Origin of the sequence: Psychrobacter sp. BF1 (genome assembly GCF_019279065.1) — a bacterium.
In the GTDB taxonomy this organism is placed as follows: Bacteria; Pseudomonadota; Gammaproteobacteria; order Pseudomonadales; family Moraxellaceae; genus Psychrobacter; species Psychrobacter urativorans.
Genome location: NZ_JAGYWV010000003.1, coordinates 229875 through 251714 on the forward strand (window position 1 = coordinate 229875; position 21840 = coordinate 251714).

Below are 21840 nucleotides of genomic sequence, written 5' to 3' on the forward strand. Positions count from 1 at the left end.
TTGACTCGCTGATATCGGTATTGATAGGCCAATATGTTACAATCTCCAGCTTAATAAAAGTCTCTCGAGCCTGCACTATGCAAAGCCTAATTACCCTATTTCTCGTTCTGATGCCGCTGTTTATTGGTTTTGCTATTCCCTCTATTCCCAAGTTGACTGCCTTTGCTGATAAAGGTCTAACTTATCTAGTGTTTATCATCTTGACTCTGATCGGTATCGAGCTCTCACAAGTTGAAGGGCTGGGCAGTCAGTTGGGCGAGATTGCACTGTATGTGACGGTATTATCGATATTGACTATCGGTGCTGGGTTATTCGGACTGATGCTATTTGATCGTTTGAACCCTTGGGATACCAAACAGTCTACTGCCAAGTCGAAACAGCATCGAGTCAGTATTCGCGGCAGTCTAGTGCAAGTCATTTGCGTAGTAGTCGGCATGGTCATTGGTTATTTGCTGCCAGCAGGTTATATGCCACCTGAAAACACTATGACGGTGCTGCTGATGATCTTGATTCTGCTGGTCGGCATAGGCTTAAAAGGCTCTGGCATTACTTTAAGAGAAGTACTACTCAATAAGCGTGGCGTTCAGATGAGTGTTGTCTTTACGCTTGCGGTACTAGGTGGTGGGCTGCTATTTGCGCTGATATTCACTGATGTCTCATGGACTAAAGGCTTAGCCTTGGCATCAGGATTTGGTTGGTATTCGCTATCAGCTATCGTAATGACGGATGCTTATGGAGCAATTTGGGGCAGCGTAGCGCTGTTTAATGACTTGATTCGTGAGTTCTTTGCGCTAATATTTATACCAGTATTTATGCGTAAATACCCGTCGGCTGCAGTGGGACTGGGCGGGGCGACTAGCTTAGATTTTACTTTACCAATTATTCAACAATCCGGCGGTCTAAAAGTTATCCCACTAGCCATTAGCTTTGGCTTTATTATTAATATAGTAGCGCCAGTATTGATGGTGGTTTTTTCAGCTTTGGGGTAGAAATAAATAATAATAGTTAATTATCACTATTCAAACTTGACACAATGCTTGGCGTATTCACCATATCTTTTTATGTAATACTCATACTTAAGATTCGTTAAGTTACTCACGCTACTGCTTGCCATCAGAGTTGCGCGGCGCTGTTTTGATTCAAAACTTTCTAGTTCAAGCGCTTTAAAACTAGGATTTATATAATCTGTGTCTTTAAATAATAATTTATTGGAGCAATTATAAGTACGGATACGCTTAGCATCAATATTATGTTGCAAGACTAAAGTATTTTTAATGATAAGTGCTCGATTGCGTGATAAAGAATCAAAATCTAAAGTCTCTAAAGGCCCTTCACTAATTTCATTTGTAGCTACATGACCAAAAATAAAAGCACTAGCTTTTGGATACTCATTAAGCTTTTCTGCCACTTTCGCAAATTCTGCATCGTAAATAGCAGGTAAATGACTGCTCATTGATGGGAAAAATCCAACAAACTCTATTTCAAGCCCGCCCACGTCAAGCTCTACTAAACACCCTTTAGCATCGACCACCCTATGAGGTGGCGTGCTTGGACACTCGTCTATCCCATCAAGCACGCCATCGCCATCGCCATCTAGAATATCTGGCGTGAATGCGGCAGTATTTTCATAAATAGGTGTAGTTTTGGGGGCTTCAATTTCGGTAGTTTGACAACCTATTAAGCTTATAGATGCCGTTAATAATAAAGCGCTATAACATTTTAGTTTAATCATCAACGCTAATATCCTTCAAGTTCCTTTAAAACAGCTACGTTCAAAACAACTGACGGCCATTACTATTATTAAAGCGTTCGTTATTCTACTCAACATTGCTAATGAGTGCATAAATACGCTGATTTAACCAACTGTTTTCGGCATCATTCGACGCAATTGGGCGATCTGAACCATAATAAGAAGTTTTGATACGGTTAGGATCAATGTCATACTTCATAATCATATAATTTTTGATTCCTTCCGCGCGATACCTTGATAATGTCTGGTTGGTACTATTGTCTTCATGTTTTGATATATGCCCTCCAATACGCATGACAGCGTCAGAATGCTCTTGCATCTTTTTGCCAGCTTTATCTAACTGCTCATAATATTCACTTTTTATCTCACTGCTATTTTCAGCATAGTATGCTCTAGCTTCCATTCTGAATTCATTTTCACCAAAAAGTAGAGAATGCGGACAGCCTCTTTTATCTATCACTATGTTATGGGGAGTGCCTGGACACTCGTCTAACTCATCAAGTACGCTATCGCCATCTGTATCTATTTTTGATGCGAGCGCATTTTCGTAAATAGGTGTGGTTTTAGGCGCTACAATTTCGGTAGTTTGACAACCTATTAAGCTTATAGATGCCGTTAATAACAAAGCGCTATAACATTTTAGTTTAATCATCATTGCTATCTTCCTTGATATGATAAAAATTCAGTACTTATTTATAAAGAATGAATAAAATTGGAAAACAGTTAAGCCATCAGCAAGTCTTTATCAACCTGACAAGCCTTATCATGCCAGTGCACAAACTCATCAATAGCTTTTGGCGCTAAGCTATTACTCATTTGTGGATTGCCAAAACTTTTAACATAACGACAAGCTTTATAATTTTTAGCAAATTTATCGTAGCTCTCAATCCACTGCTGACGCATTTTTATCTCATTGTGCTGCTGTTCAAAATTCTCATATTGCTCTTCATCCATCGCGTCCAAGCTGGCATCATCAAGGCTAATATCTATAAACCAGAAATCATTAGCCGGGATTTTCTTATTTAATTGACTTTCAGTGACCTCAAGCATTCGCCACGGCTTGGCAGTTAAACGCGCACGAAAGCACTGCTGTACTTGGCATAGACGTACATAATTATCATCGGCGTGGAAGTAGGTCAACCATTCTGCAACGACGTCATCGCTTGGCAAAACTAAATCATGGACCGCAATTAATCGAAATCCTGCCGGCGTTTCATACAGTCGAAACTGCTCATTGGGGTGACTAGCAACACGTTTTTGAAGCAGCGCAGTCATAAATGGCTTTAACTCGGCCAAATGCGCCTCATACTTCTGCTTATTTATTTGCAGTTGGGATTGCTCGTTTTTGTCCGCTTGCCACCATAAAAACGCCGTACCTAGTAGCATCACGCCAATGAGCCAAAGCCAAGATAACGACTGCCATGCAATGATACTAGCCATAATAATAAATAGAATAACAAAGCCCCAAACTTGAAGTTTCATCGATGACGGTTTGTTTTTATCGGTTATTAATGTGCCTATAAGACTTTGTTTATGGTAATCATTGGGATATATTTGCTGTAGTAAGTCATCATTGTCAACATCGACAATGGCAATGTTATCGACGTTCGCTACTTGTGCGCCATAGCTGTTGCGCGTAACGATCAGATGAGTAGTGGCTTTTGATCGTACGGACGATGATAAAGACTGCTCAGAGATAATTTGCTCACGAATAGGAATGCCATTGCCTTGGTTATATTGCTCCGCACGCTCACGACGGAGGATGTCCTCACCTGCCAGCCATTGCTTATGCGCCTCTATAACCCGCGCTTTGGCATGATTCACTGCATCCACTTGGCTAACCTCTGACCAACCATAACGCTTGATAGTGGCTTGCTTTCTGGTATTATCAAACTCAGTTTTTGCGTCAAAGCGCTGCTTATAGTGCGCCCAGTATTTTGGAATGAGCATGTGGTTTGCCTTTGGATAGTTGTTTTACATCGAAATCTGCTGATTGAATATTAAATAATTAATCTTTAGGCTCCGTAGCTACCTCGTAAACACGACGGTTCATGGACATCTCCTCTTCAGTATCAAAATCTGCAGTAGCTATCCCGTAAACTCGGCGGTTCATAGACTTACCTTCCTCAGTGTCAGAAGAGGCAATAGGATGCTTGGCGCCATAACTGGTAGTACTTAAACGCTCAGGATTAATTTGATGCTGCATTATTAGATAATTTTTAACGATAAGTGCTCTATTTCTTGCTAGAGCATTTGTTTGCAAGACTGCATCAGTAGCTGATACTTCATCGGTTGAAGCATGCCCCTCAATACTCATAGTAGCGGTATAGTACTCTTGCAGCTTTTGGGCCACTTTATCAAGCTCAAGCTGATACTCTTTTGATAGCTCACTACTGCCCTTAGCAAAAAAACCACGATACTCCATCTTTAGTCCTATCCCAACACCAGAGTAAGGACAACCTCTTTCATCTGTTACTATATTCATTGGAGTGCCTGGGCATTCATCTAACTCATCAGAATATCCATCGCTATCAGAATCGAGGCTCACCATTAATATTGGCATTGGCGCTTTCACTATATTATCAATCGCTAGTTTTGGCGCAGTTTGACACGCTGATAATGCCAAAGCACTACAAAGAGTAGTGCTGACTAAATATAAAACTGCTTTCATATCAATGTCCTTTTTCAGTTATCGCATATTCTTTATTTTCAATCTTTTTGAAACTCTCAATATATTACTCAACATTGCTAATCAGCGATAGTGATAATCTTGTTTAAACTCAACACATTGATCTGTTTTTGAGTACTTTTGATAAGTCTTATAGATATCTTCATCAGATCTAGTGACTAAGCCATAAACTCGGCGATTCATATGCCTATGCTCTTGTGTATCATTAGGGGCGATAGGCGCTCTAGCACTACAATCAAATGTTGTTATACGCTCAGGAGCGATTTGATGCTGCGTTATCAGATAACTTTTGACAATCATGGCTCTGTTTTTTGCTAAGGTATTTGACTTGGCCGTTAAGCTATTACCATCTATTTCATTTTCTGCAATATTGCCATTAACAAGCATGGTAGCAGTATCAAATTCATGCAATTTTTCTGCTATTAAATCTAGTTCAGGCTGATACTTTGGTAATAAATCACTACTACCTTGAGCAAAAAATATGCGGATTTCCATTTTTAAACCTATCTCAGGGCCAGTGGTAAAGTGACAGCCTCTCTCGTCAACTACAGCATTCTGTTGTGTATTTGGACACATATCTAATTCGTCATTAACGCCATCACCATCGCTATCAACACTGACCGTAGCTACAGGTATATCTACAAGCTGTCCTATTTGATTGGTTGATGTAGGGTTTTGCATTGAATTTTGGCAAGCTGTTAACATCAAAAAGCTAGAAAAAACCAACATCATTGTCCATAACCTATTTTTCATAGCTTATTCTCCTTATAAGCAAACCCTTAAACCCCACTAGCCTGCCTGGCGAATAGCCGCATTAATGGTTTTATCTTGCTAACCGCTGACATGCCTTCATTACGGATTTGTTGTATAGGACGAGTTTGCGCCAACTCGCCAGCGAATAGCCAGTTCAGTGCCGAGAAGCTATGCATCATTAGACTATTATGCGGACGGCGCAGGCGCTCATAAGTGCGCAAGGTTTGATTGCTACCCCATAGCTGACTGCCACTACGGACATAATCATGCTCTAGCTGCTCACATAACGCTCGTACGTCTAACATCCCTAGATTCAATCCTTGCCCTGCCAGCGGATGTACACCGTGAGCGGCATCCCCTATTAGCACTAAATTATCAGCAACATAAGACTTCGCCTGTTGCGCCGCTAATGGGAAGCTAGCGATAGACTCAATTTTGTTAATTGCACCCAGCTCGTAAGTACTAGCAGCAGCCAATTGATCAGCGATAAAACGTGGCGATTCTTCTATCAGCGCCAAAGCCTTATTGCGTGGCAAAGTCCAAACCACGGATTGCCAATGCTGCGGATTGGCTTTATCCTCTTCTGTAATATCAGCCAAAGGTAATAGCGCCAAAGTACCTGTAGGCAGCATCGCTTGACGAGCAGTGGCTTGATGTGGTTTATCGGTCTGAATAGCACAGCAAATAGCGGTTTGCTTATAGTCCAAAGTATCAAGCTCGATCGCTGCCTGCTTACGGACGAACGAGCCGCGACCATCAGCGCCTACTACTAGCATTGCCTTGATAGCACGACCATCATCTAAAGTCACGTTATAGCCTTGCTGCGCCCCTAGCCAGTCCATCGCTACTACTTTCTGTCCTGAGATCACAGTCAGATAGTTACTGACGTCGTGTTGCTGGAGACCTTGCCATAATGCATGCTCAATCACTGCTGGCTCAACCATACTGCCTAGTATGGTCGGAGGACTAGTATTAGTATCAATATTAGCATCAGCATCAGCATCACTGCTCTCACCAAACAGTAACTCGCCGATCCCATTAAGTTGCCAAACCTGCATTTGTGAGTAATCCGCTTTGCGTTGTGACTGTGCTATTTTTTGCCACACACCAATCTCTTTAAGCAAGTTAATACTGGCTAAACTTAAGGCATACACCCGAGCATCACGCTGGCTTAACTTTTCTGTCCAAGATTCAGCGCTGCGTTCAGGTGTGGCATCTACCAAAGTCACTGGACGCTTAGCCTGTGCTAATTTTAACGCCAATGTTGCCCCAACGATACCGCCACCGATGATGAGCGTATGGTTATTTTTCATAAGATATTCCTAAATATAAAGCAACGGTTATAGGGTGAATGGGTCACTTAGCCTACGATAATCTATATCAAGTTGAGAGATGACAATAAATATAAAAATTAGTTATTAGTATTAAGACTTTAACCCCATCGCATAAGTAGCGACTAACGGTTTGATATTAGGTAATTTGTCAAAAGCCACTAGCGCCACATTACGGGCCAGCTTAATCACTGGATTAGGATGAGTAAAGCCATGGACTACCGCATCACAGAAGCGAATCACCCGTTTTTGGTCAGTTTGTCGTGCTTTTTCATAACGTTTCAATAGTTGGCTGTCACCAAGATCGTCGCCCTTTAGCACTTGCGCGCTCATCATCTGCGCCAGCACATGGGCGTCACGCATACAGAGGTTAAAGCCTTGACCGGCAACTGGGTGCAAAGTATGCGCAGCATTGCCCATAATCACACAACGACCGTCAACTTGTGATTTGGCTAGTACTCTAGTCAATGGATAAGCACCACGGCGACCTGCGGCGGTAAAAGTACCAGCACGAGTACCAAAGGCTTGTTGCAGGGTCGCTAAAAAGTGCGCATCGTCTTCTAAGTACTGCTGCTCTTCACCGTTCGGACAGACCCAAACCACTGAGCGTCTAAAGCCGGTCTGATAATCATCATTGCCATCACCCTCAGGATCAGTCAATGGTAATACCGCTAGTGGTCCGGCAGGACTGAAGCGCTCAATAGCGACATGGTTGTGTGGCTGATCAGTTTCTACTACCCCAACGATAGCGGTTTGCTGATAGTCATAAGTACTAATGCCAATATTCAATAGCTGGCGCACGTTGGAATCACGACCATCACAAGCGACTAGTACGCTGCCTTGTAACTGCTGCTCACCCTCTTCGCCAGTATAATAATTAAAAGTAACCGTCACCCCATCAGTTTGCTGATCGATAGTAATCACCTCAGCATTGTCTATGATAGTAATCAACGGCTGGTTTTGTACTGCTAATAACAGCTTACGCCCCAGCCAAGCGTTCTCCATTACTTGTCCAAAAGATTCAACTTGCTCTTCAGCCTTGTTCAGTTGTGCCTTGCCAAAGCTGCCTTGTTCACTAATTTGTACCGCATCGATACGACAAGCATGGCTTTGCAGCTCAGACCAAAGACCTATCTCTTGATAAATCTGTACCGTACGCCGTGATAATGCCGTATTACGACTGTCTAAATAATGGCTGCGCGTGCGATCGTTCTCAGGACCAATCTCAGGATAGCGGTTTTTTTCTAATAAAGTACTAGCGATACCCTTATGCGCTAATAGCAAAGCAAAAGATAAGCCAACGTGACCGCCGCCAACGATCAGTACATGCTGCTCAGTAAGCTTTGCTTTAGGGGTCTGCTGGTCAACTTGCTGAGTTTTATTATGGTGAGAGGCTGAATAGGTAGGATCATTATTAACATTAGAATTTTGCATTATTATTCCTAATCGCTTTTATTTAAGAAGTATTTAAAAGGTATTTCACAGCCAGTTAATGGCCGATTAAAATTTTGTCAAAATCTAATCACCGGCTTGATAGTTGTCGCACCGTTTGATGCATTCATCGTTATATTACGATTTTGAATGCGTCCATCGATTGGCTATACGATAGCGGTTAATCAGCTATAAACTATCTGCTAGGTTACCACAAATTATCTTAGTTTCTGTGAACTTAACGCTACTGCTAAGCCTTGTTGAAGACTGGAGTGCAGGCTAGCTTAGTAAGCGGTAAATAATAGCTTAAGTGGTTGCACTCTATATACAAAACAGCCCAACTGTAAACCGCTAATGCCTTGAAATTTAAATATTATCAACCATAATGAATGTAGGCTATTTATTTACTAACCCTAACTTTATCCTTACTAATAACCAATAAATCCGACCGTCATTTTTAGCATAATAAACCAATAGCAAAGCCGTTAACCATAAGCCAGATTCACTCACTACTTTATCTATTTAGCCCTTAGCCAATAATGGGCAAACATCATAAGGATATTCGCTTGACTGACTCCATGAACCGCCATGTAATATTTGAACATTTGACCCAAGCCCACCTAAAAACCATGCTCGGCGAATACAATCATCACCTAAAATATATCCAAACTCGTCTCGATATTAAAATAAGCCAACGCCAAGGTGACTTCTGCCTAACTGGGGATCTAACGGGTATTGAGCGTGGTGAACGTATCTTATATAAATTAGCCGACGAAGCGCAAAACTCTAAAGACATTACTCCAGAAGAGTTACATCTTATTATCCAATCTAGCATTTCGCGCGATCAAGATATAGAAGACGACGAAAAACAAGCCGCTAGCAATGATGATGAGCATCCCGATGCTGCCAGCGAATTCACTCCTATTAGTTTACGGACTCGTAAAGGTAGAATCATTCCACGCGGCGGTAACCAACAAAGCTATGTTAAAAACGTCTTAACCTCTGATGTCTCCTTTGGTATTGGCCCTGCTGGTACTGGTAAAACTTATCTGGCCGTCGCTTGTGCGGTAGATATGATTGAGCGTAACGAGATTGAACGTATTTTATTAGTGCGTCCAGCGGTAGAAGCGGGTGAAAAGCTAGGATTCTTACCAGGCGACTTATCACAAAAAATCGACCCTTATTTACGCCCCTTATATGACGCTCTGTATGAGATGTTAGGTTTTGAAAAAGTAGGCAAAATGCTGGAACGCCAAGAGATTGAAGTAGCGCCTTTGGCTTATATGCGTGGTCGTACTTTGAATAACTCTTTTGTCATTTTAGATGAGGCACAAAACACTACTCCTGAGCAGATGAAGATGTTTTTGACTCGCTTAGGCTTCGGCTCACGAGCAGTGATTACGGGTGATATTACTCAAGTCGACTTACCAAGAGGTAGCAAATCAGGCCTTACCCAAGCTTTGGAAATCTTAAGTGGTATTGAAGAGATTCATATTACTAAGTTTGACTCAAAAGACGTGGTACGCCATCAGTTAGTACAAAAAATCGTTGAAGCTTATGATGTATTCGATGATGAGCAACTGATACTTGAAGAAAAGCGCAAGCAAGAGCGTTTAGCTGAGCAAGATCGTAGAGCAGCCATTGCTAACGCTGCTGCTAAGCTATAATTAGCAGCTTTAACTTTTAAATTTTTGAATAAGCAAATAGTTAAACGCTTAGCTTTTTGCATCACTACTGTTAAAAAACGAAAAACCAGACTAATAATAGTCTGGTTTTTTATGCTTTAGATTAGGGCGTGTTATTATGATTAACCTAACATCGACAGCTGATATGCTTAAGCATAGCTCAGACACTACCATATAAGCTGTATTAATTGATAAAAAGAGCCAGATATGACACAAGCTAATGATGATGGCACTACTAATGCCAATACTGACAATGCCAATACTGACCATACTAATAACGACCCTACTGTAGCTACTAGTCTTCAAGCAGCTGAGATAACTATTAGTGCTATCGACACTATTGACGAGCAACTCATCAATAGTTTTTATACTGAAGAGATCCTACAAACTGCACTGAGCGCAACCTTAGCTTATATTGATAAGCGTATGCAGGACGGTCTACAGCTGCCGTACTTTGCAGATATTGATAACGCCACATGGCAACAAAAACCTAAAGCTTTAGAGGTCTATATAACTGACGCTAGCGAAGGACGTGAGCTCAACATGGAGGCTCGTGGTAAAGATAAGCCGACTAATATTTTATCTTATCCCAGCCAGATGCCTGCCAGCATTATTGAGCTGATGCCGACTTTGCCATTAGGGGAGTTGATTATCTGTCATGAAGTGATGGTACGCGAGGCGCAAGAGCAGAATAAAAGCGTGGCCCAGCATATTAGCCATTTATTAATACATGGCATCCTACATTTGCTAGGTTTCGATCATGAGCTAGGTCAAGATGAGCAGGACGAGATGGAGAGCTTTGAGATAGATATTTTACAAGCACTAGGCTTAGCTAATCCTTATTTATAGCTTTATCACATTGCTTATAGCGTGACTTATAACCTTTGTTAAAAAATGCCCTGCAGTATAGGTTATAAAATGAGGTTGGCTATAGATAAAGGTGACCATCATTCATTTTAACAGGGCTTCAAACATCATTAGTCTTTAGTCATAGGTAGCTTTTGTGACTGATCCATATTGTTGATCATTTGATCTAATCCCTTGATATGTACGCTACGCTGCGGGAAGGGAATGTTTATGTTTTCATCGTCGAATACGTTTTTGAATTGCTCAAGCAAGTCGCACTGCATCGACCACCAGTCGGCATTGGTAGTCCAAACATTCAAAGTCAAGTCGACAGAGTTATCCCCTAAGTTGGTCACGCGAACGATAGGTTCAGGATCATTGAAAGCTACCGGATTATCATGGGCTAGCTTTAATATCAGGTCTTTGACGACTTTGATGTTGGCATCGTAGCCAATACGGATAGTAATATCGACACGGCGGTTGGGCAGCGAAGTATAATTGGTCACTGCCGAAGTGGTGATACTGCTATTTGGGATAATAATATCGTGATTATTGATAGTAGTAAGATGAGTATTGACTAAAGTAATCTCGCCTACTGTACCAGTGAAGTTACTAATTTGTACATAATCGCCTTTAACGAAGGGGCGAAAAGTCACAATCATAATACCAGCAGCAAAGTTTGACAGCTGATCTTTGAGTGCCAGTCCTATAGCGACCGCTGCACCACCCAAAATAGCCACTACTGAAGTAGTATGAACACCGACTTGATTTAGCGCCGCCAAAGCAACGATGACTATCAGCACTCCATAGAGCATACGACTCAGGAAGTTAGCAGCCGTCACATCTACTCGGCTACGAATCATAATACCATGCAAAATTCTGGTAGCTTTCTGAGCTAGCCAGCGTCCTACAGTAAATATCAATAAGGCCAATAAAACTTTAAACAATAAGCTCAACACACTATCTGTCAAGGTAGCTACATCTAAGGTAAATCCTAAAAATTCCATATCAATTCTTTATTTCAACTTTATGAGAGTTATTTGTACTTTTGACTAAGTAAGGTTTTGACTAAGTAAGGTTTTTTGTGCGCTGTCTTTACACCTCTGCTTATCAACACTACCAGCGCCTACTTATGCAGCAATGGCTAATAACAGCACTTACTAACTAATGCTAAAGGTTATCATAACATGAGCACCAATTAGACGGCTATGGTTAATAATGATAGCGCGCAACACAGCCACAGGCTTCTAATTTTGATCGCTTAGTGCTTTAATGGTCAATAATGTGATGTTTATTAGTAGGTTATTTAGCTGATTTGCTACAATATGGCGGCATCAGTTTTGCCCTTAGCTATTTTGCTATATACTAATTTCATTCTCTATCACACAGCTTTATAGCTGTCATCTAATTTACGGATAATCGAATACAAGGATAAAGAGCTTGAGCGACTCTGAAAACATTGACCCTAGATATAGCAACAGATCTAATAGTGACAACGACAACAATCGACGCAGTACTGATAGCATCACTGACTTCGATGATTTTGTAGAAAATCTCGGCTATCGTTTTAGTGAGTCTTTTGGTAATGGTTGGGATAGCCTCACTCAAGTTATCAAAAACTTATATAACAAAACTACCGATAAGATAGAAGACGAAATATCGCTGCCCGTTCCAGAAAAATATGTCAACGATGCGCTACAGAAATTCGTCACTGATAATGTCAACGCCATTTTAGAGCTGCGTGTTGAGCTGCATGATAAATGGTTTCGACTATTCTGTACTATCAATGTCGCTGGTATCTATGTCGAAGTGGCGAGTAACTTTAAGTTAGTTCACGTGCAACTAGATCGTAATGTGCAGCGCTTTGTGTTTGGTCAACTGACCTTTACTGATGTGCTTAATCTACGCTGTGAGTCTTTTATCAAGCGTCAAGGCATTAAGCTGGCCGTTTGGTTTTATCATAAAGTGCTAAAAAAAGACCCGTTAGGCGTTATCTTAACTTATATCAATATTGCTCGTGCTAAAGATGATATTATTTATCTAGATATTCATCGCTGGATGAAGAATAATGACAAAATCATGAGCACTCTGCATAAAGTTCAAGTGAATTATGGAGAATCTGAAGAAGAGCAGATGGTCCTAAAAGCACAAATCAACTATCGTGACTTATTAGGTGGTAGTAATGGCGAACATATTATTAGAGATGAAGATGAGCCGGAATTAATGAAAGGCCCGATCAATCCTATAGCTGATGCTACTGAGCCCAGTCAAGAGGCTTAACCCAAAAGGCTAAATAAGACGTCTAGACAATGCTTTGCAAGGTTGTCATTTATGCTCTATAAAAAGAGTAATACTCAACACCTCTAAGCCTTAGTCGTTAAAAAACCAAAAAGCCGCAACTGTCTTTATTAGCAAGACTATTGCGGCTTTTTGTTGACTGTCTTCGTTTATAGTAGAGGCGACAAGCATAACAGTGGCTAACAGCATAGTCATAGCTATCAACGTAATAATGGCTAGTTATCAAAAAATATTGCCGCGCTCTTACCAGTAATTCTCTACCGCTATATTACCCTCACCACGTCTATTCATCACCATACCTAAGCTTTTTAGCGTCTCTTTGGTATCTTCCACCATTTCAGGGTTGCCACATACCATAACATGAGCGCTGTCAATATCTAAGGCTATACCGGCCCGCTGTTGCAAGCTTTGATCCAGCAATAACTTAGGCAGACGCTCACTTAAAGCATCGGTCATTGACTCACGAGTAACAATAGGAATGAAGATTAGCTTAGCGGGATTATCTACTAAGGAGCCAAAGTTGTGTTGCAGTTGCTCAATCTTCTCCACGTAGGCTAGCTCTTCTACAGTTCGCGCACTATAAGCTAGTACAATATGCTCATAGTCCTGCCAAGTTTGTAGGTCTTGCAGCATAGATAAAAACGGCGCTAGGCCAGTGCCAGTTGCTAATAGCCACAAGTCTTTAGGATGCGGTTTTTGGTAGCGAGCTAGAGTCAAGAAGCCAAAGGGCATAGTGTTCAGTAATAGCTTATCACCGACTTGTAGGTGCTGCAACTGCGAGGTAAAAGCCCCATCAGGAATGACGATTGAAAAAAAATCCAACACTTCATCAAAAGGTGACGAGACGATAGAATAAGCTCGAAACACCTCTTCATCGACAGCTTGGTCAGCTGCTGCTCGTTGCTGTTGATAATATTGCAACTGACTAGGATTAACCCCTAAGCGTACAAACTGTCCAGCTGTAAATTTGAAGCTATCCGGTCTGGTGACAGTAAAGCTAAATAAGTTAGGTGTCCAAGTGGTTTTACTAAGCACTGTTACGGTTTGAATATTATCACTCATAAGTAGTAGTCGCCCTTAGTTATTTATTTTATCATTCATTTATTGATAAATTAGTGGTTGGCTGCTCGTCATTCAAGCGCCTATCGAAACAGGCTTTATAGTACCTTTAAAAATACAGTGCCTTTAAAAATATAGCACCTTTAAAAACATAGTATCTTTAAAAATACAGTACCTTTAAAAAAATAATAACTTGTTTAGACAATGGATAAGCCAAAAATAAAAAAGGCCAGCCTGCGCCAACCTTCATTAGTTATTAAAATCTAGCTGAGCTGTGCTTACCAAATACGAGCAAGCGTTGACCATTCAATCAAAGTACTTGGCAAGATACCAAAGAATACAATAACTACTGTCACTGCAATCACCATGATACCCCCTGTACGTACGCCCCAATGCCCTACTACATCGAACTCGATAAACTGCTTCGGACGTTTGAATAGGGTTAACATCACGCGCAAGTAATAGTACAGACCTATAGAGCTACCGATAATAATCATCGCTGCTAAGAACCATTGTGCGCCTTGCACGGCAGCAAATATAGCAAAGAACTTAGTAATAAAGCCAGCAGTCAGCGGTATACCTGCCAAGGATAACATCATAATAGTTATCACTGCAGTCAATACTGGTCGACGCCAGAATAGACCTTGATAATGGCTTAATTCGTCTGCTTCGCCAGTCATTCTAAACGGACTTGACATCAGGGTCACAGCCCCAAAAGCACCGATAGAAGTAAAGGCATAAATCGCCATATACATGGTGACGACCGAATCAGCCCCAGGACCTATACTAACGATCACAATCAATACGTAACCCATATGAGCAATCGAAGAGTAACCCAATAAACGCTTAAGATTAGTCTGACGAACTGCTAATAAGTTACCGATTAGAATAGATAGGGTGGCCATCACCATAAGCAGCATTTGTACTGAAGGCAATACTAATAGCTTGGTATCTAATAAGAAGCGGATAGCCAACGCCATCATTGCCACTTTGGTCACTGAAGCCAAATAAGTGGCGACAGGCGCAGGGGCCCCTTCATAAACATCTGGTGTCCAGATATGAAAAGGTGCCGCAGATAGCTTAAAGGCAATGCCAAACATCATCAGCGCTGCACCTAGTATCAATAGTGGCGACTGATACATAGTGGCTAACTGTAAGCTAATAGGCTTAAAGCCTAGTGAGCCAACTTGCGCATAAATAAAGGCCATGCCCATCAACAATGTCGCTGATGCCGTCGCTGACAACACCAGATACTTAAGCCCTGATTCAAGCGAGCGACTACGCAAAAAGGTATAAGCCAACATGCCATATAACGGCACTGACAATAGCTCTAGGCTTACAAAGAATGAGGCCATATGCTGAGCACATACCATCAATAATGCGCCAGAAGTCGATAACAACATCAACAAATACAGCTCATCTTTATTGTCATGATAATTATCAAAATAAGCATATGATAAAGTACAGCATGCCAGCGCACAGATAAAGATAACTAGCATGTTGAACTGGGCAAAACCATCAATAGCAAATAATTGACTCGCCTCAAAAAGTGCCGGACCGCTGTCAATAATCCCAGTCATCTGACCTATTAAAGTAAATAGACCAACGTTAAGTCCTATTACTGTAATAGTACCAGCGATGACATGTGAGCGTTTAATAGTGATAGCGATCATCACTAGCAATACTGTAATTATCACCGCAACAATGGGCGCATAAGGCATCAGCCCCATCAAATCATTCATCGTAAATTCAGTCATGACTTAACGTGCCTCCGTTGCATCAAGTAATTGCGATGCATCTACTTGAGTTACTTCACTATAGATATAAGCATTATTAATCCACTGCATAGCGTGGCTCGAAGTATCCAATATTGGCTGCGGATATAGCCCGAGCCAAACTAGCCCAAAAGCCAGTATTAATAATAATGATACCTCACGTCGACCTAAGTCTCTTAGTCGGCGCTCAGGTAGGCCATGTGACTTAGTTTCGTGGCTAGCGACTTCTTTAATATTATTAACACCAAATAGCGTGCGATACACTAGTAGTAATGAGTATAAACCCGCTAATACTAAGCTAAAGGTGGCAAAGACTACGAATACTGGATAGTCAGCAAATGAGCCGAATAAAATCATGAATTCGCCGACGAAGTTACCAGTGCCAGGAATACCTAGCAAGGCGGCACAGAAGAACATCAGTAACGGAGCGTAGTAACGAAACTGACCCCACATACCGCCCATTACAGTGATGTCACGAGTATGCAAACGCTCGTATAACTGTCCTGCCATAATAAATAGCGCCGCTGAACTTAGGCCATGCGCTAACATCTGTATCATCAACCCTTGCAGGCTGAGCAAACTACCGGCATAGATAGCGAGAACGATAAAGCCCATATGCGAGATACTAGTGTAAGCCAATAAGCGCTTCATATCAGTCTGCATAAAGGCCAACCACGCCCCATAGAAGATACCGATTGTTCCTAGAGTCATCGCTATAGGTGCAAACTCTTGGGAGGCTACCGGAAATAGAGGCAGCACAAAACGAATCAACCCATAAGCGGCGGTCTTAATTAGTACCCCTGCCAAATCAACCGAACCGGCAGTAGGTGCCTGTGCATGCGCATCAGGTAACCAACCATGAAAAGGTATAATCGGTAGCTTGACGGCAAAACCAATAAAGAAGCACAACATAATGGGATATTCCCAGCCTCCCATAGGAGTGCCAAGTAAATCATTATAGTTAAAGCTAAATCTACCAGTATGTGCCTGACTAAATAGCACTAATAATAAGATACCAATCAGCATGATCAGCCCAGAGAGCTGAGTATAGATAAAGAACTTAGTAGCTGCCTGCTCTTTGGTCTTACCGCCCACTACGTCATGACCCCAAATGGCAATCAAGAAATAGATAGGAACCAGCATCATCTCCCAAAAGAAGAAGAATAAGAACATATCAATGGCCATAAATACGCCAATGACGCCGCCTAAGCTCCACAATAGGTTTAAGTGGAAGAAGCCAACCCGACGTTGAATCTCGTTCCAAGAACAAGCAACGGCTGCGACCCCCAATAGTCCAGTCAAACCTACCATTAGCAAGGACATACCATCCATTGCCAAATGAAAGCTGATACCCAATCTAGGTATCCAAGGCACACTAAATTCAGCGAACCAAGGTATAGCAGCTTGCGGTGCGAGCACTTGCTTGCTCATACCACTAAAGTTGCCATACTGCCATAGCACTATAGATAAGCCAAAAGTCAGCAGCATGCCGATCAAGGCAATCCAGCGTGGCAAACGCTTATTGTAACGCTCTACCAACCAGCATAATAAACCGGCAATAAATGGAATTGCAATTAATGCTGGTAGCATCCATGTTTGTTGTAACTGTATCATCTTATACCACCGTCATCATTACCAGCACTAGCAATACAGCCATTCCCAAGCCGAAGCTTGCAGCATAACCTCGAAGTGACCCTGTCTGCGTCGCGGACAACACTTTATTACCCGCTGACGCCAGCCTAGGTAATATTAACCAAGCTTTATCGACAGGATCGGACTTGAATAAACGACCGATGAGTAAAAAGGGTTTTACAAAAACTATATCGTATAGTGCATCAAAGCCCATACCGTGATAACACCAGTAAAATAAGGCACCACCGATACTTGAACGCTTAAAGCTAGTGAGCAGACGACCTTTATTGACTACATATAATAATGCTGCCACTAGTAAACCTGCTACCATCGCCCCCATCGCTATAAATTCAGCGGTGTGCTTGCCATGTGCTTGACCGGCAACTTCTAATAAGTGACCAACGCTCTCTGGCAGTACGCCTTGTAGTGGTGGCACAATTAGCGCACCCACAGCAGTCGATAGTACCAATAACACGCTAAGCGGTAGCCAATATGACATTCCTGTCAATTTGTGCGCATGGGTCTTCTCTTCGCCAAAGAATACTATCCAAATCATACGGAAAGTATAAATAGCAGTTAAGAAAGCACCGAACACGCCCATATAGAATAATACTTGATGGCCAGTAGCATAAGTTTCCCACAGGATAGCTTCTTTTGAATAAAAACCAACCGTTACCCAAGGAATCGCTGCTAAGGCACCACCACCAATCACATAACACCAAAACACTAATGGGATCTTCTTACGTAAGCCACCCATTTTAAAGATATTTTGCTCATGATGTACCGATAGGATGACTGCACCTGATGATAAAAACAGCAAGGCTTTAAAGAATGCATGAGCCATCAGATGAAAGATAGCCCCTTGCCAAGCACCAACGCCAAGCGCTAGGAACATATAACCAATCTGACTCATCGTCGAATAAGCTAAAATACGTTTTATATCCGTTTGTGCCAGCGCACAGAAACCAGCGACTACTAAGGTTAACGCCCCAACACCACCTACCCAATATAATAAAACCTCTGGGGTCAGTATGAATAATGGATGCATACGGGCGATTAAATAAACCCCTGCTGTTACCATCGTTGCTGCGTGAATCAACGCTGATACTGGCGTAGGACCTGCCATTGCATCAGCCAACCAAGTATGTAGCGGTAGTTGAGCGGATTTACCCATCGCTCCACCCACTAACATCATGGTAGTCAAAACCATAATAGGATTATTAATGTCGAACATATCTGGGGCGCGAGTAATGATCTCTTGAATATTGAGTGTACCAAATTCGCGGTACAGCAAGAATAAGCCAAAGGCCAAAAATACGTCGCCAACTCGGGTGACAGTAAAAGCTTTCATCGCTGCCCGACCATTGGCCCGATCATCGAAATAAAAGCCAATCAATAGGTAAGAGCAGATACCAACGCCTTCCCAACCGAGATATAACAATAATAAGTCGTCAGCTAGTACTAGCAATAACATACTGGCAACGAATAAATTCATATAACTAAAAAAGCGCGCGAAACCTGTATCGCCTTTCATATACCAAGCGGCAAACAGATGGATCAAAAAGCCAATGCCAGTAATGACCCCAAGCATAGTCAGCGCTAGGCCGTCAAAGCTAAGACCAAAAGTCGGCGCAAAATCACCAACTTGCATCCAAGTCCACATCGGTACAGTGACTACTGTACCTGCAGGATAAGTGGTCAAAAAGGTAAAGCTAACAAACAACGCACAAAGAGCTGATAGCGCCATGCTACCTACCCCAACGAGCGCTGCTGCTTGTTCAGTCAACCTGTCACGCATAAAGGCTAATATCAAAAAGCCAACGAGCGGGAATATAAAGGTTAATGGTAATAGACTCATGACATCATCCTTTCATCTCATTGGCGCTATCGACATCGAGATGTCCACGCTTATGATAAAACTGTAATAAGATTGCTAGCCCAATAGAGACTTCAGCTGCTGCGAGGGTTAATATAAAAATAAACATTATTTGTCCATCTGGATCAACCCAACGGCTGCCTGCAACTACAAATGCCAGTGCGGCCGCATTCATCATGATCTCAAGACTCATCAGCATAAATAAGAAGTTACGCCTGACCATTACCCCGCAAAGACCAATAGAGAATAAAATTCCAGCTAATATAAGTCCATGGCTCATGGGGATCATACCCAAGACGTTTTGCACCTCGACAGTAGGCTGTACTAAGCCTACTACTTCATGGGCAAATGGCACAGCCGCTACTTCCGTTGCCACGCTTACTGCTTGTACCATCAGTCTAACTCCTTATGCAAGGCAGGCTTGACTCGCTGCATACTCACTGACTTACCAACATAGTCATGCGGATCAACATCTTTATATTCATAAGGCTCAACTGTTGTCACAGCGTCAGTAACATCAGCCGAAGTATGACCATCGTATTCTTTAACACTACCTACGCTCGGCTGAGAGTCTAAGCTTTCATTACTGATGATCTCATCATCAATAGACTCTTTACCCAAGTGATAAGCAGCAACCAAAGCTGCTAACAGTAGTAAGGCGGCAATCTCAACCAATAGGATATATTTGCTAAATAATGCGGTACCTACTGCTTTAGCAGGAATACTAACACCGCCAATCATTGCTGCTGGATCAGAGTTACTACCTATCATCGCATAAAGAACCACAGCAATAATAAACGTCAGCCCTGTCGGCACTGCCCAAGTTTTGGCATCTAACCAGCGCTCTTCACGAGCATCATTAGCCATCCCTAAATTGAGCATCATAATCACAAACACAAATAAGATTAAGATAGCACCCGCATAGACCACGATTTCAAGCGCCCCAGCAAAGGATGCACCGATGATAAAAAATATCCCAGCAATAGCCATCAGGGTAACGATCATCGATAAAATAGCGTGTACTGGATTGGCCAGTATTACTACACGTAGACTGGCAAATATAGCCACCGCTGCTAACGCGTAAAACCCGACCAACTCAGGATTATTTAAAAAATTCATCATGGCAGCAAGCTCCTTAGATCAATAGGTGCCGCTTCGTTTTGTGCAGCGCCTTTTGGTTTATCTGCTACCGCCATACCGGACACCCGATAATAGTTATAATCAGGATACTTACCTGGCCCGGATATCAGCAAATGCTCTTTTTCATAAACTAAATCTTGACGAATATACTCAGCCATTTCAAAATCAGGGGTCATCTGAATAGCTGTAGTTGGACAAGCTTCTTCACAGAGTCCACAAAAGATACACCGTGAAAAGTTAATACGGAAAAACTCTGGGTACCAGCGACCATCTTCACGCTCAGCTTTTTGTAGTGAGATACAGCCCACTGGACAAGCAACCGCACAAAGGTTACAGGCGACACAGCGCTCATCACCATCAGGATCACGAGACAAAATAATACGTCCGCGAAAACGTGGTGGTACAGGTACGGGTACTTCTGGATATAAGATGGTATCGCGTGGCCTAATAGCATGACTATTCACCATCCACATACTACGGATGATAGTATAAAAGCCAACGATGATCTTTTTTATGCTAGTAAACATGGGGTTATTATCCTTATCAGCTCTGCCCTAGCCGCTAATTAATACACTATCGGCGTTGGAAAAAAGATCAAAATTACTGCCGCAGTAACTAATAAATTAATTAAGGTTATGGGCAAACAGACCTTCCAGCCAAAATTCATTACCTGATCATAGCGTGGGCGCATGAGCGAGCCCCGTGCCAAAATAAACATGGTCATAAAGAATAGCGTTTTAATCATGAACCAAAAAGCTGGTGGAATAAATGGAATATCTAAATTAAAAGGGGCTAACCAACCACCGAAGAACAGACAAGTCATCAAGGCTGAAATGAGTACCACGTTGACATACTCACCAATAAAGAACATACCAAACTTCATGCCTGAGTATTCAACATGATAGCCTTCGGCAAGCTCTTGCTCAGCTTCTGGTTGATCAAAAGGATGTCTATGGGTAACTGCCACGCCCGCTATAACAAAAGTCAAGAAGCCAAAGAACTGTGGGAAGATGTACCAGCCATCACTCTGCGCTTCGACGATCATTCGCAAGTTAAAGGAGCCTGTTAATGCCACTACGCCCATCAATGATAAGCCTAAGAATACTTCGTAGCTGATGGTCTGTGCGGCTGAACGTAAGCCCCCTAATAATGAGAACTTATTCGCTGATGCCCAACCGCCGAACATTACTGCGTAAACGGCAAGACCTGCCATAGCAAAGAAGAATAAAATCCCGATATCCCAATCAGCAACCCCAAAGGTTGGCGATATAGGAATGATGGCAAATGACGCCAGTGCGGTAAACATCGCTACCGCTGGTGCCAAAGTAAACATAAACTTATCGGTAAAATTCGGCGTCCAGTCTTCTTTAAAGAAGATCTTGAGCATATCGGCAACTAACTGTAAGGAACCAAAAGGCCCCACACGGTTCGGACCATAACGATCCTGCCAAAGCGCCAGCATCCGACGCTCATAAACGATCATCAGAGCGGCAACAATAACCACCACTAAGAAAATAACTAATGACTGTATGACCAAAAATAGAATGGACCAGCTGTCAAAAGTCATTATACCAG

The 21840-nt window shown here is 42.2% G+C and carries 20 protein-coding genes; 4 read left to right on the forward strand and 16 right to left on the reverse strand.

Going from position 1 to position 21840, the window contains the following annotated elements; genetic code table 11:
• Nucleotides 1-77 precede the first annotated feature (77 nt).
• Nucleotides 78-989 carry a lysine exporter LysO family protein gene (locus tag KZA12_RS05795; RefSeq protein WP_218689551.1) on the forward strand — a complete coding sequence of 304 codons (912 nt, stop codon included), beginning with the start codon at nt 78-80 and terminating at the stop codon, nt 987-989.
• Between the two features lie 26 nt (nt 990-1015).
• Here KZA12_RS05795 and KZA12_RS05800 read toward each other — a convergent pair whose 3' ends face one another.
• The 7 genes from KZA12_RS05800 to KZA12_RS05830 all read right to left on the reverse strand — a co-directional run bounded on the left by KZA12_RS05800 (nt 1016) and on the right by KZA12_RS05830 (nt 7957).
• Nucleotides 1016-1732, reverse strand: coding sequence for an OmpA family protein (locus KZA12_RS05800; RefSeq protein ID WP_218689552.1), 717 nt, complete (start codon nt 1730-1732; stop codon nt 1016-1018).
• A gap of 85 nt (nt 1733-1817) precedes the next feature.
• The gene (locus tag KZA12_RS05805) at nt 1818-2405 is read right to left on the reverse strand and encodes an OmpA family protein (RefSeq protein WP_256932841.1); all 588 of its coding nucleotides are present in this window, start codon (nt 2403-2405) and stop codon (nt 1818-1820) included.
• Nucleotides 2406-2473: 68 nt separating this feature from the next.
• Entirely contained in the window at nt 2474-3700 is a 1227-nt protein-coding gene (locus KZA12_RS05810; RefSeq protein WP_218689553.1) for a hypothetical protein, read from the reverse strand.
• A 58-nt stretch (nt 3701-3758) separates the two neighbouring features.
• Entirely contained in the window at nt 3759-4421 is a 663-nt protein-coding gene (locus tag KZA12_RS05815) for an OmpA family protein (RefSeq protein ID WP_218689554.1), read from the reverse strand.
• Nucleotides 4422-4502: 81 nt separating this feature from the next.
• Nucleotides 4503-5192 (reverse strand): OmpA family protein, encoded by a 690-nt coding sequence (locus KZA12_RS05820; protein ID WP_218689555.1) that lies wholly within the window; start codon nt 5190-5192, stop codon nt 4503-4505.
• Between the two features lie 26 nt (nt 5193-5218).
• The gene (locus KZA12_RS05825) at nt 5219-6505 is read right to left on the reverse strand and encodes an FAD-dependent monooxygenase (RefSeq protein ID WP_218689556.1); all 1287 of its coding nucleotides are present in this window, start codon (nt 6503-6505) and stop codon (nt 5219-5221) included.
• Between the two features lie 111 nt (nt 6506-6616).
• Nucleotides 6617-7957 (reverse strand): FAD-dependent monooxygenase, encoded by a 1341-nt coding sequence (locus tag KZA12_RS05830; RefSeq protein ID WP_218689557.1) that lies wholly within the window; start codon nt 7955-7957, stop codon nt 6617-6619.
• 575 nt (nt 7958-8532) lie between these two features.
• Here KZA12_RS05830 and KZA12_RS05835 point away from each other — a divergent pair.
• Both KZA12_RS05835 and ybeY read left to right on the forward strand, forming a co-directional pair.
• Complete coding sequence (locus KZA12_RS05835) at nt 8533-9621, forward strand: PhoH family protein (protein ID WP_218689598.1); 1089 nt, start codon at nt 8533-8535, stop codon at nt 9619-9621.
• Between the two features lie 225 nt (nt 9622-9846).
• Nucleotides 9847-10488, forward strand: a complete 642-nt coding sequence (ybeY, locus tag KZA12_RS05840; protein ID WP_218689558.1) for an rRNA maturation RNase YbeY — start codon at nt 9847-9849, stop codon at nt 10486-10488.
• Nucleotides 10489-10616: 128 nt separating this feature from the next.
• On the opposite strand, the gene KZA12_RS05845 is transcribed toward ybeY, so the two are convergent.
• Nucleotides 10617-11492 carry a mechanosensitive ion channel family protein gene (locus KZA12_RS05845; protein ID WP_218689559.1) on the reverse strand — a complete coding sequence of 292 codons (876 nt, stop codon included), beginning with the start codon at nt 11490-11492 and terminating at the stop codon, nt 10617-10619.
• A gap of 433 nt (nt 11493-11925) precedes the next feature.
• Here KZA12_RS05845 and KZA12_RS05850 point away from each other — a divergent pair, with 433 nt between their 5' ends.
• The gene (locus tag KZA12_RS05850) at nt 11926-12765 is read left to right on the forward strand and encodes a hypothetical protein (RefSeq protein ID WP_256932842.1); all 840 of its coding nucleotides are present in this window, start codon (nt 11926-11928) and stop codon (nt 12763-12765) included.
• A gap of 261 nt (nt 12766-13026) precedes the next feature.
• On the opposite strand, the gene KZA12_RS05855 is transcribed toward KZA12_RS05850, so the two are convergent.
• From KZA12_RS05855 to nuoH, 8 genes are all read right to left on the reverse strand, one after another.
• Entirely contained in the window at nt 13027-13845 is an 819-nt protein-coding gene (locus KZA12_RS05855) for a ferredoxin--NADP reductase (protein ID WP_218689560.1), read from the reverse strand.
• 275 nt (nt 13846-14120) lie between these two features.
• Nucleotides 14121-15599, reverse strand: a complete 1479-nt coding sequence (locus KZA12_RS05860; RefSeq protein WP_201623206.1) for an NADH-quinone oxidoreductase subunit N — start codon at nt 15597-15599, stop codon at nt 14121-14123.
• Nucleotides 15600-15602: 3 nt separating this feature from the next.
• On the reverse strand, nt 15603-17231 hold the full coding sequence (gene nuoM, locus KZA12_RS05865) for an NADH-quinone oxidoreductase subunit M (protein WP_218689561.1): 1629 nt from the start codon (nt 17229-17231) through the stop codon (nt 15603-15605).
• Between the two features lies 1 nt (nt 17232).
• A complete protein-coding gene (gene nuoL, locus KZA12_RS05870; protein WP_218689562.1) occupies nt 17233-19107 on the reverse strand; it encodes an NADH-quinone oxidoreductase subunit L in 1875 nt (624 codons plus the stop codon).
• Between the two features lie 4 nt (nt 19108-19111).
• The gene (gene nuoK / locus KZA12_RS05875; RefSeq protein WP_201623248.1) at nt 19112-19420 is read right to left on the reverse strand and encodes an NADH-quinone oxidoreductase subunit NuoK; all 309 of its coding nucleotides are present in this window, start codon (nt 19418-19420) and stop codon (nt 19112-19114) included.
• A 98-nt stretch (nt 19421-19518) separates the two neighbouring features.
• Complete coding sequence (gene nuoJ / locus KZA12_RS05880) at nt 19519-20247, reverse strand: NADH-quinone oxidoreductase subunit J (protein WP_218689563.1); 729 nt, start codon at nt 20245-20247, stop codon at nt 19519-19521.
• The gene (gene nuoI, locus KZA12_RS05885) at nt 20244-20792 is read right to left on the reverse strand and encodes an NADH-quinone oxidoreductase subunit NuoI (protein ID WP_256932843.1); all 549 of its coding nucleotides are present in this window, start codon (nt 20790-20792) and stop codon (nt 20244-20246) included. Before nuoI ends, nuoJ begins: the two co-directional genes overlap by 4 nt.
• A gap of 38 nt (nt 20793-20830) precedes the next feature.
• Nucleotides 20831-21832 (reverse strand): NADH-quinone oxidoreductase subunit NuoH, encoded by a 1002-nt coding sequence (nuoH, locus tag KZA12_RS05890; RefSeq protein WP_373416589.1) that lies wholly within the window; start codon nt 21830-21832, stop codon nt 20831-20833.
• Nucleotides 21833-21840: the final 8 nt, after the last annotated feature.

What these genes read in the sequence shown, in the direction of transcription:
- KZA12_RS05845 (WP_218689559.1), bottom strand. Translation starts at nt 11,492, where the DNA reads ATGGAATTTTTAGGATTTACCTTAGATGTAGCTACCTTGACAGATAGT.
- ybeY (WP_218689558.1), top strand. Translation starts at nt 9,847, where the DNA reads ATGACACAAGCTAATGATGATGGCACTACTAATGCCAATACTGACAAT.
- KZA12_RS05835 (WP_218689598.1), top strand. Translation starts at nt 8,533, where the DNA reads ATGAACCGCCATGTAATATTTGAACATTTGACCCAAGCCCACCTAAAA.
- nuoJ (WP_218689563.1), bottom strand. Translation starts at nt 20,247, where the DNA reads ATGATGAATTTTTTAAATAATCCTGAGTTGGTCGGGTTTTACGCGTTA.
- KZA12_RS05805 (WP_256932841.1), bottom strand. Translation starts at nt 2,405, where the DNA reads ATGATGATTAAACTAAAATGTTATAGCGCTTTGTTATTAACGGCATCT.
- KZA12_RS05815 (WP_218689554.1), bottom strand. Translation starts at nt 4,421, where the DNA reads ATGAAAGCAGTTTTATATTTAGTCAGCACTACTCTTTGTAGTGCTTTG.
- nuoL (WP_218689562.1), bottom strand. Translation starts at nt 19,107, where the DNA reads ATGAGTCTATTACCATTAACCTTTATATTCCCGCTCGTTGGCTTTTTG.
- KZA12_RS05860 (WP_201623206.1), bottom strand. Translation starts at nt 15,599, where the DNA reads ATGACTGAATTTACGATGAATGATTTGATGGGGCTGATGCCTTATGCG.
- nuoH (WP_373416589.1), bottom strand. Translation starts at nt 21,832, where the DNA reads ATGACTTTTGACAGCTGGTCCATTCTATTTTTGGTCATACAGTCATTA.
- KZA12_RS05800 (WP_218689552.1), bottom strand. Translation starts at nt 1,732, where the DNA reads ATGATTAAACTAAAATGTTATAGCGCTTTATTATTAACGGCATCTATA.
- KZA12_RS05855 (WP_218689560.1), bottom strand. Translation starts at nt 13,845, where the DNA reads ATGAGTGATAATATTCAAACCGTAACAGTGCTTAGTAAAACCACTTGG.
- nuoM (WP_218689561.1), bottom strand. Translation starts at nt 17,231, where the DNA reads ATGATACAGTTACAACAAACATGGATGCTACCAGCATTAATTGCAATT.
- KZA12_RS05820 (WP_218689555.1), bottom strand. Translation starts at nt 5,192, where the DNA reads ATGAAAAATAGGTTATGGACAATGATGTTGGTTTTTTCTAGCTTTTTG.
- KZA12_RS05830 (WP_218689557.1), bottom strand. Translation starts at nt 7,957, where the DNA reads ATGCAAAATTCTAATGTTAATAATGATCCTACCTATTCAGCCTCTCAC.
- KZA12_RS05825 (WP_218689556.1), bottom strand. Translation starts at nt 6,505, where the DNA reads ATGAAAAATAACCATACGCTCATCATCGGTGGCGGTATCGTTGGGGCA.
- nuoI (WP_256932843.1), bottom strand. Translation starts at nt 20,792, where the DNA reads ATGTTTACTAGCATAAAAAAGATCATCGTTGGCTTTTATACTATCATC.
- KZA12_RS05810 (WP_218689553.1), bottom strand. Translation starts at nt 3,700, where the DNA reads ATGCTCATTCCAAAATACTGGGCGCACTATAAGCAGCGCTTTGACGCA.
- KZA12_RS05795 (WP_218689551.1), top strand. Translation starts at nt 78, where the DNA reads ATGCAAAGCCTAATTACCCTATTTCTCGTTCTGATGCCGCTGTTTATT.